This is a genomic window from Kitasatospora sp. NPDC127035 (assembly GCF_042726075.1).
Lineage (GTDB): Bacteria > Actinomycetota > Actinomycetes > Streptomycetales > Streptomycetaceae > Kitasatospora.
The window spans coordinates 18,478-30,623 of sequence record NZ_JBHXDN010000095.1; the positions used below are offsets into that span (position 1 = coordinate 18,478).

The 12,146-nt window shown below is 74.4% G+C and carries 9 protein-coding genes and 1 pseudogene; 7 read left to right on the plus strand and 3 right to left on the minus strand.

The window, feature by feature from the left end; all coding sequences use genetic code 11:
• Positions 1-17 precede the first annotated feature (17 nt).
• The 4 genes from ACFWIC_RS37775 (at position 18) to ACFWIC_RS37790 (ending at position 6,185) form a co-directional block, all read left to right on the plus strand.
• On the plus strand, positions 18-2,588 hold the full coding sequence (locus ACFWIC_RS37775; protein ID WP_380521516.1) for a SpoIIE family protein phosphatase: 2,571 nt from the start codon (positions 18-20) through the stop codon (positions 2,586-2,588).
• Positions 2,589-2,718: 130 nt separating this feature from the next.
• Positions 2,719-2,955 carry a chaplin gene (locus tag ACFWIC_RS37780; protein ID WP_380359452.1) on the plus strand — a complete coding sequence of 79 codons (237 nt, stop codon included), beginning with the start codon at positions 2,719-2,721 and terminating at the stop codon, positions 2,953-2,955.
• Between the two features lie 126 nt (positions 2,956-3,081).
• Entirely contained in the window at positions 3,082-4,785 is a 1,704-nt protein-coding gene (locus tag ACFWIC_RS37785; protein WP_380521519.1) for a flavin monoamine oxidase family protein, read from the plus strand.
• Positions 4,782-6,185 (plus strand): glutamate-cysteine ligase family protein, encoded by a 1,404-nt coding sequence (locus tag ACFWIC_RS37790; protein ID WP_380521521.1) that lies wholly within the window; start codon positions 4,782-4,784, stop codon positions 6,183-6,185. The genes ACFWIC_RS37785 and ACFWIC_RS37790 overlap by 4 nt, the downstream gene beginning before the upstream one ends.
• A gap of 85 nt (positions 6,186-6,270) precedes the next feature.
• Here the strand turns inward: ACFWIC_RS37790 and ACFWIC_RS37795 are convergent, their stop codons facing one another.
• Together ACFWIC_RS37795 and ACFWIC_RS37800 are read right to left on the minus strand one after the other, a co-directional pair.
• On the minus strand, positions 6,271-7,641 hold the full coding sequence (locus ACFWIC_RS37795; RefSeq protein WP_329949400.1) for a glycoside hydrolase family 18 protein: 1,371 nt from the start codon (positions 7,639-7,641) through the stop codon (positions 6,271-6,273).
• A 381-nt stretch (positions 7,642-8,022) separates the two neighbouring features.
• Positions 8,023-8,133 (minus strand): annotated as a pseudogene (locus ACFWIC_RS37800) (hydrolase); the annotation flags it as partial.
• Positions 8,134-8,612: 479 nt separating this feature from the next.
• Here ACFWIC_RS37800 and ACFWIC_RS37805 point away from each other — a divergent pair.
• Entirely contained in the window at positions 8,613-9,023 is a 411-nt protein-coding gene (locus tag ACFWIC_RS37805; RefSeq protein WP_329949399.1) for a hypothetical protein, read from the plus strand.
• A gap of 1 nt (position 9,024) precedes the next feature.
• Positions 9,025-9,870, plus strand: coding sequence for a hypothetical protein (locus tag ACFWIC_RS37810; RefSeq protein WP_380521523.1), 846 nt, complete (start codon positions 9,025-9,027; stop codon positions 9,868-9,870).
• Positions 9,871-9,927: 57 nt separating this feature from the next.
• Here the strand turns inward: ACFWIC_RS37810 and ACFWIC_RS37815 are convergent, their stop codons facing one another.
• The gene (locus ACFWIC_RS37815; RefSeq protein ID WP_380521525.1) at positions 9,928-10,407 is read right to left on the minus strand and encodes a hypothetical protein; all 480 of its coding nucleotides are present in this window, start codon (positions 10,405-10,407) and stop codon (positions 9,928-9,930) included.
• 323 nt (positions 10,408-10,730) lie between these two features.
• Here ACFWIC_RS37815 and ACFWIC_RS37820 point away from each other — a divergent pair, with 323 nt between their 5' ends.
• Positions 10,731-11,858, plus strand: a complete 1,128-nt coding sequence (locus ACFWIC_RS37820) for a hypothetical protein (RefSeq protein ID WP_380359466.1) — start codon at positions 10,731-10,733, stop codon at positions 11,856-11,858.
• The last annotated feature ends 288 nt before the right edge of the window (positions 11,859-12,146 follow it).

The window sequence follows — 12,146 nt, forward strand, 5'->3', positions numbered from 1 at the left end:
GGAGAGGAGCGGACCGGATGAGCGCGGCGGACGCCCTGCACCGTGGCCGATCGCCCTTCCTCGGCAGCGCGGCCGGAGCCCTGCTCGACGCGGACGGCCGCATCGTCGGCTGGACCCTGGAGGCCGAACGGCTGCTCGCCCTCGGCGCCGCCCAGGTCCGCGGCCGGCCCGTCCGGGAACTGCTCGCCGACCCGGCGGGGTGGCCCTCCCTGGCGGACCTCACCGAGCAGCAACGGCTCGACGGCTGGTCCGGCGCCGCGGAGCTCCGCTCCGGACGGGGCGAGGAGCTGGCGGTCGCCTACCAGGTGCTGCCGCTCGGCGGCCCGCCCACCGAGCCGTGCAGCTGCCCGCCCACCGGCCCGCGCGAAGACCTCCGCGACGGCCACGACCGGCCCGACGCCCCCGCCCGGTACTTCGTCCTCGCCGCCCCCGCGACGCAGGTCGCCCGCTCGCGCCAGGACCAGGCGTTCACCCGCGAACTGTTCCTCCAGGACCGCGTCGGCCTCGCCGTCTTCGACGACCGGTTGCGGCTGATCCGCACCAACACCCACCTGCTCCCCTACAGCGGTCTCCCGCCGGACCTCCGGGGCCGCCGCCTCGGCGACTTCCTCCAGCCCCAGGACGCCGAGGCGGTCGAACGCGGACTGCACGAGGTGCTGCGCACCGGCCGGCCGCTGGTCGGCGCGGAGGAGCTGGTCCGCACCATCGAGGACCCGGCCGGCGGCGCCGTGATGGCGATCTCCGCGTTCCGGCTCCAGGCCCCGGACGGTCAGGTCATCGGGGTCACCGCGCTGTTCACCGACGTCACCGAACTGCACCGGTCCGGCGAACGGCTCGCGCTGCTCCACCGGGCCACCGCCGCCGTCGGTGGTTCGCTGTCGGTCTCGGCGACCGCCGAGGAGCTGGCGGCCGTCCTCGCCCCCGGGCTCGCCGACCTGGCCGTGGTCGACGTCGCCGAAGCCGTGTTCGTCGGCGAGGAACCGGCCCCGGGCCGGGACGGCCGCCTGGTGCTGCGCCGTACCGCCGTGGCCGTCACGCCGGGACCGAACGCGCTCCCGGCCCCGCCCACCGGCGTCGCCGTCCAGGTCGACCCCGACGACCCGCCCACCCTCGCCGATCCCGCCGATCCCGCCGATCCCGCCGATCCCGCCGCCCCGGCCGAAGGCGCCCGCGTCACCGGCACGCCCGGCGTCGAGGCCCCCGACGCCGGGGCGGGCGGAGCCGCAGCCGGGGCCGACACCCCGGCGGATGCCTCGACCGAGATGACCGCCCCGATGCGCGCCGGCGGCAGCCTCCTCGGCCGGGTGACCGTCCGACGCGCCCCGAACCGGCCGCCCTACCTGCCCGCCGACCGCGAACTGCTGCGCGAGATCGCCGACCGGGCCGCCCTCGCCCTGGACAACGCCCGCCGCTACACCCGCGAGCACCGCGCCGCCGTCGGCCTCCAGCGCAGCCTGCTGCCCCCCTCGCAGGCCGAGACCGCCGCCGTCTCCACCGCCAGCGTCTACCTGCCGACCGACACCGCGAGCGGCATCGGCGGCGACTGGTTCGACGTGATCCCGCTGTCCTCCGCCCGGGTCGCCCTGGTCGCCGGGGACGTCGTCGGCCACGGGCTCGCCGCGAGCGCCACCATGGGGCGGCTGCGCACCGCCGTCCGGACGCTCGCCGACCTCGACCTGGAACCGGACGAGCTGCTGGTCCATCTGGACGACCTGGTCGCCCAGCTGATGGTCGAGGCCGAACGGCCGGACGAGGAGGCCGACCCGGACGACCACCAGCAGGCCGTCCCCTTCGGCGCCACCTGCGTGTACGCGGTGTACGACCCGGTGTCGCGGCGCTGCGCGATGGCCTCCGCCGGGCATCCGCCCCCCGCCGTCGTCGCCCCGGACGGCGCCGTCACCTACGTGCCCGTCCGGCCGGGTCCGCCGCTCGGCGTCACCGGCCTGCCGTTCGAGGTGACGGAGGTCGAACTCGTCCCCGGCAGCCTGCTCGCGCTCTACACCGACGGGCTGATCCAGGGGTACGGCGACGACCTCGACGAGGGCATGGCCGAACTGGGCCGCCGGCTCGCCGCCGTGGCCGGGCCCGGCCCCGCCGCCGGCGGCGCCGGCACCCCGTCGTTGCGCGACCTCGGCCGCGAGGTCGTCGCCGGTCTGCCCGCGCACCGCCTCACCGACGACGTCACGCTGCTGCTCGCCCGGACCCGGGCGGTACCGGCCGAAGCCACGGCGGGCTGGACCCTCGACGCCGACCCGGCCGGCGTCGCCCGGGTCCGGGAGGCCGCCACCGGACAGCTCCGCGCCTGGGGCCTGGAGGACTTGGTGTTCACCACCGAACTGGTGCTGAGCGAGCTGGTCACCAACGCGATCCGCTACGCCGGCGGCCCGGTCGGCGTCCGGCTGATCCGCGCCGAACGCCTCACCTGCGAGGTCTCCGACCCCAGCGCCACCCAGCCCCGGATGCGCCGGGCCCGCCTCACCGACGAGGGCGGACGCGGCCTCTACCTGGTCGCCCAGCTCACCAACCGCTGGGGCAGCCGCTACACCCGGCAGGGGAAGACGATCTGGGCGGAGCAGGACCTCCCCTGAGCGGACCTCCCCTGAGCGGCCTCCCGCCGTGCCGCGGACACGCCCCCGATCCGACCAATGCGGGTCGGTCGCCGCCCTCGACCGGTGTGATTGGTGCTCTGATGTGCCAACTCACCCGTTAAGGAGAGACATGCGTACTCGCACCACCCTCGCCGCCTGCGCCCTCGCCGCCGCCGCGGTCCTCGCCGGCGGCGGTACCGCCGCGGCCGACTCCGTCGCCGAGGGTGTGGCCGTCGGCTCCCCCGGCGTCCTCTCCGGCAACCAGATCCAGATCCCCGTCCACATCCCGATCAACCTCTGCGGCAACTCGATCAACCTCATCGGGGCCCTGAACCCGACCTTCGGCAACACCTGCATCAACGCCTGATCCGCCGTCCCGGACGCGGGTCCGCCCCTCGCGGGCGGGCCCGCGTCCGCGCGTCCGGCCCCGCCCGCTCGCCCGACCCCGTCCGGATGGGCGCTCCCGGGTGGCTCGCACACGATGCACCGCCTCATGCTGGGGCGACGACCCAGCGAGGTGCTGATGTTCGACGAAAGCTTCGCCTTCCCCAAGAGCCTGCTGACGCCGACGGCCGGAGCCACCGGCCGCGGCGCGGTGATCGGCGCCGGCATCGCCGGCCTGGTCGCCGGCTACGAGCTCCAGCGCCGGGGCTACGACATCGTCCTGTACGAGCGGCTGAACCGCCCGGGGGGCCGTGTGCGCACCCACCGCTTCTGGGACGGCACGTACGCCGACCTCGGCGCGATGCGCGTCCCCGCGAACCACCACTGCATCCAGCACTACATCGCGGCGTTCGGGCTGCGGACCCGCCCGTTCGTCAACTTCAACCCCGCCGCCTACTACCACCTGCGCGGCCACCGCGTCCGCATCCGGGACGGGCGGTCGCTGAACTCCGTCTACGCGCTGCGCGCCGAGGAGCTCGGCGCCCCGCTCGACGTCCTGGACAGGCTGCTGAGGGCGGTGTGGAGCTCGCTGACCGCGGACCAGCAGCGGCGCCTGCTGGCCGGCCGATGGGACGATCCCGCCCTCGACCGGCTCACCACCGTGTCGCTCTGGCAGTACGTCCACGAGCGGCTGTCGCCGGAGGCCTGGCACCTGCTGGGCCACGCCAGCGGCCTGGCGCACTACGAGCAGTCGTGCCTGCTGGAGGTCCTCGTCGACTACTTCGGCCTGTTCCACCTCGGGCAGGTGGAACTCGTCGGAGGGATGGACACCCTGGTGCAGTCCTTCGTCCGGGCGCTGCGGCCGGGGACCCTGCGCCTGTCCACCCGGATCGACGAGCTCTCGCTGACCGGATCGGGCGTGCGGGTGCGGGGACTGCGGCTGGGCAGCCCGGTCTCCGACCGGTTCGACTTCGTGGTCTGCTGCGTCCCGGTGCCGGCCCTGGACCAGATCGTCTTCCGGCCCGACCTGCCGCACCACCAGCAGCACGCCATCCGCGGCATCAGCTACGCCAGCAGCACCAAGGTCCTGGTGCACACCCGACGGCGCAGCTGGGAGCTGGCGGACGGGATCTTCGGCGGCGGCAGCTTCACGGACATGCCGATCCAGCAGTGCTGGTACCCGTCGGACAACGCCCGCACGCTCGTGGACGGGACCGGCCCCGGGGGGAGCGCGCCCGGCGGAAACGGATCCGGCGGGAACGGATCCGGCGGGAACGGCCACCGCGGCCACGGGCCCGGCATCGGCGGCTCCGTCGTCAGCGGCTCCGTCAGCGGCTCCGGCAGCACGAACGGCGACGGCCCGGCCGGAGGCCCGTACCTGGTCGCCCTCGACCCCGACCGGTCCCACGAGTCCGCGGTGCTCACCGGCGCCTACCTCTGGGGCGCCAACGCCCGCCGCTTCACGACCCTCCCGCAGCCCGACCGCGACCTGCTGGTGCTCAAGTGCCTGGAGCGGCTGCACCCCCTCATCCGCCACGACGTCGACGACATCGTGCACTGGAACTGGGACGACCAGATCGGCCTGGGCGGCGGCGCGTTCGCCCACCTCGCACCCGGCGAGCACATCCGCTACCTGCGCGGACTGGGCACCCCGCACCCGGCCGACGACCCGCGGATCTACTTCGCGGGCGAGCACCTGTCCGCCTCGCACGCGTGGATGCAGGGCGCCGCGCAGTCGGCCCTCGACGTGGTGCTCCGGGTGCTCGACCAGGGGAAGCGGTACGGCACCGCCACGGTGGGGAGCCGACCGTGACCGGCGGGCGCGTGGCCGGCGGCGTCGGCGGGACCGGCGGGACCGGCGGGACCGGGCCCGGACGGCTGCGGCGCGAGGACCTCCGGTCGATCTTCGTCCCGGCGGCGGGCGGCACCGAACTGGTCGGGCTGGAGATCGAGAACGGCGTGGTCGACCCCGAGACCGGCCTCGCCGCCCCCTACGAGGGCGCGGGAGGGATCGAGGAGGTCCTGGAGACCGTGCTCGCCGAGTGGGGCGGCGAGCGCCGGACGGACGCCGGGCGGCTGACCGGCGTCGACCTGCCGGGCGGTGACCTCGTCACGCTGGAGCACGGCGGGCAGCTGGAGTACTCGTCCGTCCCGGTGGCCGGCCTGGCCGCGGCCGTGGACGGCACGCGCGAGGCGTTGGAGCGGCTGTCCGAGCTGGTCGGACGGTTCGGTCTGGCCCTGCTGCCGGGCGCGCGGCTCCCCTTCGACCGGGTGGACGCGATGACGTGGGTGCCGATGGTCCGCGGCGCCGTCATGCGGGACTACTTCACCCGGATCGGCGCGGCCGGGCGCGGGGCGCCGAACGTCATGGCGCTCTCGCTGTCCGCCCAGGTGCACCTGGACTACCTCTCGGAGCGGGACTTCACCGAGAAGCTGCGGATGCAGATGGCGGCGTCCTCGACGGTCACCGCGCTGTTCGTCAACTCGCCCCTGCACGAGGGCCGTTCCAACGGCCTGCTGTCACACCGCTCGCAGGACTGGCTGCGGATGGACCCGGGCCGCTGCGGTGTCATGCCGGCCGCCCTGCGGGACGACGTGGGCGCCGACGACGTCGTCGACTGGGCTCTCGGGCTCCCGATGATCTACCACCGGGGCGCGGACGGGGGCTACCGTCCGGCACCCGACCGGCCGTTCGGCGCGATCCTGCGGCAGGGCTTCGACGACGGCACCCTTCCGGCGTTCGACGACTGGGTCTCCCACCTGTCGCAGATCTGGACGGCGGTCAGGGTCCGCCGGACCCTGGAGCTGCGGGCCGGGGACGGCCCGCCGTACCCGCACCTCGCGGCCGTCCCCGCGCTGTGGGTGGGGCTCAGCTACCACCCGCCGTCGCGGGCGGCGGCCTGGGACCTGCTGCGCCCCTACAGCGCGGCGGACCACCGGGCGGCGATGGCCGCGCTGCCGTCCGAGGGCCTGCGGACGGACCTCGGCGGCGACCGCGTCCACGACCTCGCGGCGGAACTGGTCCGGCTCGCCCGGGCCGGGCTGCGGGCCCGGGTCGAGGCAGGGCTGGAACCGCCGAAGGTCCTCGCCTACCTCGATCCCCTGGACGAGGTGCTGCACACCCGGAAGACGTTCGCCGAACAGTGCGCGGACCGCTGGGAGGCCGACCTGCGGCGCGAACCCCGGCGCTACGTCGCGGCGTTCCGCGTCTGACCCTCCCCGCCGAAGCCGCAGGTCCGGCCGACGCGAGCCGGACCGGACCTGCGGAACGTGCGGTGTGCGGAACGGGCGGTGTGCGTCAGTGCCGGCGGCTCAGGCCCTGGTCGATCGCCGTGATCAGCTCACCGTTCGGGGTGTCCCCGTCGAGCGACCAGATCATGGCGCCGCCGAGACCCTCGTTGCGCACGTACGCGGCCTTGGCGCGCAGCACGGTCGGGTCGTCGTACGTCCACAGGGTGGTGCCGTCGAAGAGCCAGGCGTGGCCGTTCTTCTGGCCCCGGTACAGCTTGTACGTCCCCGAGTCGGCGAGCTTCTTCAGGAGCTTGTAGTCCTCGGTACCGGCCGTCCAGGTCGCCGGGGCGGGACCGGCGGCGGGCTGCCCGAGACCGTCGCCCCCTCCCGTGACCCCGGTCCAGCCCTGGCCGTAGAACGGCAGGCCGGTCACCAGCTTGCGCGCGGGGGCGCCCCGCCGCAGCCAGGCGTTGACGGTCTGGTCGACGCTGAAGTCGTTCCGGGCGTAGAGCGCGGACTGCTGGGCGGTGGTCTTCTCGCCGGAGACGTGGAAGTCGTAGCCCTGGAGGTTCACGAAGTCGAAGTCCCGGATGATCTTGGAGACCTCGAAGCCCGCGTCGATCTTGGCGGGGGCGGTGGGCACGTAGGCACTCAGCTCGAAGTGCTTGCGGCGGGACAACGACTTCCCGTACGCGTCGATCTGGGTGCGGAACTCGTGGACGAGGGCGGTGAAGTTCTTCTTGTCCTCGGGGCGGATGCCGTTGCCGGGGGCACCCTCGGAGCCGGGCCACTCCCAGTCGAGGTCGATGCCGTCGAAGAGCCCCGCGGCGGCGCCCGCGCCACCCCGGGCACCGTCGGCCGGCAGGTTGCCCTTGAGGTAGAGGTCGATGCAGGAGGCGACCAGCGCCTTGCGCCCGGCGGCGGTGCGCGCCGCGTCCGAGAAGTAGGCCGAGCCGCTCCAGCCGCCCAGCGAGATCATCAGCTTGAGGTCCGGGTGCTCGGCCTTGAGCTTGCGGAGCTGGTTGAAGTTGCCGGCCAGCGCCTGGCCGTCGGCGTCGGCCACGCCGTCCACCGACTCGGCCGCGCCGACCGGGCGGACGTAGTCGGCCCAGGTGTCGGAGCCGGGGCCGCCCATCTGGCAGGTGCCCGCCGAACCGACGTTGCCGAAGGCGTAGTTGATGTGGGTGAGCTTGTCGGCGGTGCCGCTCGTCTCCAGGTCCTTGACGTGGAAGTTGCGGGCGTAGACGCCCCACTGGATGAAGTAGCCGACCCGCTTGTACTTGAACCCGCCGGACCGGTCCTGGTCGCCCGAGTCCCGGGAGACGGCCGCCGAATCGGGGTCGGCCGCCATCGCGGCGGGCGCCAGCGGGACGAGGAGGCCGAGCAGGGCCGCGGCGGTTGCGCCGAGGGTCAGCCGGGTCGTGGATCTGTGACGCATGACGAGATCACCCCTTGTGCGGTGGGGGCCGCACGATCGTGGGAACGGAGGACGGCGGCAGGGAGACCACTGCCCCGAACGGTCCGTCGTGGGACGGACCGGGCCCGGAGGCCGTCACGTGCGGGGCGCGACGACTCAACAGGGGTAGGTCTAGACCTGTCAACCGGATCAGGCAAAGGTTTTGCAAACGCCGCACCCTGCCGGACAGATCGCCCCCGCACGACCCAAGTCCCGTAAGACCTGCCAAAATTGACGGCCAGTCCGATACTCCCGAGCCCGGGGTTGCGTACGGCACCGACCCCCTGCGACGCGACCGTGACCGCAGGGGGCCGGACTCCCGGCCGGGCCCTGGACCGCCGGGGTGGCGAGTTGCTCGGCGGGCGGGCCGTACAGCTCGGGGCGGCGGGTCCGCAGGAGGCCGAACTCCAGCCAGTCCCGGCGCTGGTCGAGGTCGAGGTCGGCGACGAGGACGGCGGGCCGGTCCCGCGGGGAGCCGCAGGAGGTGAGGAGGTCGTACGAGGTCACGGGCGGGTCGCCTTCGGGGAGAGGGTGGGCTGGCGGTCCGCGGGTGCCGCGCACGGCATCCTGACTGGATTTTTAGTCAGAATGCACGCAAAAGGACCAGTCAAGGGGTCTCCGGCCGGGACGGGGCAGGGCGAGCGGGGCGGCCCGCCCTCATTCCGGCGGCGGACCTCCTCGGCTACTCGTCCGAGGCCGCGCGGATCGGCCGAGCGGAGGACAACCGAACGGGGACGCCACCGGTCCTGGCCAGGGCCGGGACCCGATCCCTCGTCCGGCACGGGAGCACCGCCGGACCCGGGGCCGGCCGAACACCGCACGGACAGAAGCCCCTTCACGTGCTTCGCTCCAGGTACGAGCAGCCCCGGACCCGGACCCGGGATCCGTGGCCGTCCACCTGTGCCGGACCCTCCGCGCTCGTCTCCCTCCCGACACCCGAACAGGGGATCTCCATGAAGCTCCGCCCTCTCGCCGCCGCGACCCTCACGGCCTGTGCCCTCGTGGCCGGCACGGCCTTCGTGTCGCCCGCCGAAGCCCTCAGTCCCGCCCCGGCTCCGGCCGTCCACGCGGCGGCCGATCCGGTGGCCTGCGCGGCCTCCACCACCGCGGCCGCCACGGCGGCCACCAACGCCGCGGCGGCGGCCGACGTGGCCAAGAGCGACGCGGCCACCTCGGCCGCTGCCGCCAAGGCCCTGGCCGCCGCCATCGCCGCGGGGGAACCCGCGACGGTCCTGGGTGAGGCCGCCGGGACGGCGACCGCGGCCGCCGCCGCGGCCGAGACCTCCGCCGACGCGAGTGCCGCCGCGGCCGCCACCTCCGTCGCCGCCGCCCAGGCCGCCGTCACCTCGTGTGCGGCGGCCTGAGATGCGCACTGTCCGGACCGTTCCGGCCGTCGTGGGGGCGATCGTCCTGACCGCGACCGCGGCCGCCCTCGCCCCGTCCACCGCACAGGCCGTCGTGGCCTGCGACGAGGGGGCGCTGGTGGCCGCCGTGAACGCCGCCAACACGGCCGGCGGCGGCGATGTCGTCCTCGCCGCCAACTGCACGTACACGATCACCTCACCCCACAGCAGTGACGGCGACGGCCCCAACGCCCTCCCGGTGATCACCACCGCCATCACCCTGACCGGTGACACGGACACGATCACCCGCTCGTCGACGCCGGGTACACCGGCCTTCCGCATCGCCAAGGTCTCCGCCGGCGGCAGTCTGACCCTCAAGGGCAAGGTCACCCTGCGCAACGGCCGCGCCGCCACGGACGGCGGTGGCATCCTCAACCACGGAGCCGTGACCCTCACCGCCAGCGCGCTCACCGGCAACACCGCCGCAGGCCGGGGCGGCGCCCTCGCCAACGCCGACACCGCGGCCCCCGCCAAGGGCCCGGCCGCGACCTTCACCGACAGCACCGTGTCCGGCAACAGGGCCACCGGCCGGGGCGGCGGTGTCTACAACGGCCTGCGCGGCTCGCTGACCACCACCGGCAGCGCCGTCAACGGCAACAGCTCCGGGGCCCAGGGAGGGGGGATCGCCGCGGTCGACGCGACCTCGACCACCCTCACCAGCACCTCGGTCAGCGCCAACAGCGCCACCAACGCGGCAGGTGTCTACCGCCGGAACGGGGAGATGACCCTCACCACCTCGCCCGTCAGCGGCAACGTCCCCGACAACTGTGTCGGCAGCGCCCCCGCCGTCCCCGACTGCGTCGCCTGACCTCCTCCGAAGGCACCCGCGTCGCCCGAGCCACAGGCCCGGGCGACGCCGGTGCGACTACCGGAACCAACCGGTCCAGACGCCGTTCCTCCCGCGGGTGTTGTACCAGAGCTTGCCGTCCGTGCCGGTCGTGACCAGCTGCAGCACGTACCCGTCCTCGGAGGCGACGGACACCCCACCGGTCACCCGCCCGCCCATCGAGACCCACGGGCCCCACTGCCGCGTGCCCGGACCGGTCCACGTACTCCACACCGCGAAGTCGGTGCCGACCGCGAAGACCTGCTCCACCTTGTCCGGGAAGTGGACGTACCAGGGGGAGCCCCACCTGCCGCCGCACAGGTACGGGCCGCCGAGCTTGGGATCGGTGTGCGGCCCCTCCGTGGAGCAGCGCTCCCACGCCGCGTTGAAGGCCTGGGCCGACGTGGCCGTCCCCACCGTTCCGGCCAGCGCCAACCCGACGACCACCGCCGCCGAGGCCACCGCCCTCCCGAACCTCCCCGTCCTCGTCGTCCTCGCCGTCCTCGCCATCGCTGCCATCTCCGCCTCCGAACACTCCGCCCTGCCGGGCGGCAGGCGCGCGGGAGGACCGACCGCCCGACGTCACGGACGGCCGCGGCGCCCCACCCACGAGGCGCCCGTCCTCCCGCACACCTCACCCCGGGCGGGCACCCGCCACCACCCCGACCGACCGGTAACAGCCTTACGGCCGGAGCGAGTTGCCCGCACAACACCGGCGGTCCGGCCCCGACGGGCACGGACCGGACCGCCGGGGGCGCGGTCCGGACCGGGCAACCCGATCGCTCACGTCCGACCGGCGCCTGCGATACTCGGCGCGACTTCACCCAGAGGAGACATTCCCCATGCGCCTGCGTCACGCCTTCGGGCTGACCGTCGTCGCGGCCACCGCCGTACTCGGCCTGTCCGTCCCGGCCGTCGCCGGACCGGCGGCCGCCGTGACCACCTTCCACACCGAGCAGCGCGTCCAGGCACAGGCGCGGACCGCCCTCGCCGGGGCGCCCGCCCAGCTCCGGACCGGCGTCGATCCCAGGACCGCCGTGCTCCAACCCGGTGAGCGGGTACAGGTGCTGGGCACCAACGAGACCTCCCTGCTGAACAGCGGCGCCCACTACGGCTACGGGGTCTGGGCCACGTTCTCCACACTGGCCGCCACCAACCGGCCCTTCACCGAGAGCGCCGTCACCTCGACCGCGATCGGCACCACCACCGACAGCGTGGTCCACAACGTGGCCGCCGCGGGCAACCGGGTCTTCATCGCCGACCGGCGCATGTCGGACGGCCGCTGGTCCTCGTGGGGCGAGATCACCTCGCCCGCCGTCGCCGGGCCGCTGCCCGGCGCCCCCCAGCAGGTCGCCACCGCCGTCATGGGCCGCAAGCTGCACGTCCTCGCCCTCGTCGACGGTGACGTCTACCAGGCCACCGGCGACTGGGGCGCCGGCAGCTGGTCCGGCTGGGGCAACGTCAGCTCGGCCGCCGACCTGCCCCTCTCCACCCGGGTCACGGCCGCCGTCACCGGGAACTCCCTGCACGTCGTGAGCCTCGGTCTCGACGACGGGGTCTACGTCGCGGACGGCAACTACGACCGCGGCACCTGGAGCTCCGGCGAGCCCACCTCCGTGATCGGCCTGCCCTCCGCCATAGCGATCAGCGAGCTCTCCGCCGCCGCGATCGGCAGCAAGCTGCACGTCATCGCCGTGACCGACGAGCGCCTGTACCAGGCCACCGGCGACTACGCCGCCGGCTACTGGGCGGGCTGGCACGACCTGACCACCGCCGCCGGGCCGCTCGGCCCGATCGACGACGTCTCCGCCGTCGCCATCGGCAACAAGCTCCACCTGTACGCCCTCTCCCGGCGCTGGATGTACAACGCCACCGGCGACTACGACCGCAGCGCCTGGTCCGGCTGGGGCAACGTCACCACCGCCGTCGGGGCCCCCGGCCTCACCGGCCTCTCGGTCGCCGCCGCCTGACGGCACACAGGCACCACCCGTGAGCCCCCGGCCGAGCACCCTCGGCCGGGGGCTCACGGGCTTTCCGGGGGGAAAGTGAACGATTCGGGCCAGCAAGATCACGACCGTACGACGATCGGATTTACGGTCGCCCACAGAGCATCAGCCCTGCCATACTCGGGCCGATCTTCACCGACCCTGCCCGAAGCGCGCCCAGGACCTACGCGTGCAGGCCCCGCCCGCCCGGCCCCAGGGAACGACCGCTGCCCCTCACCGTGGTGAGGGGCAGCGGTCGTTGCCGGGCCCGCC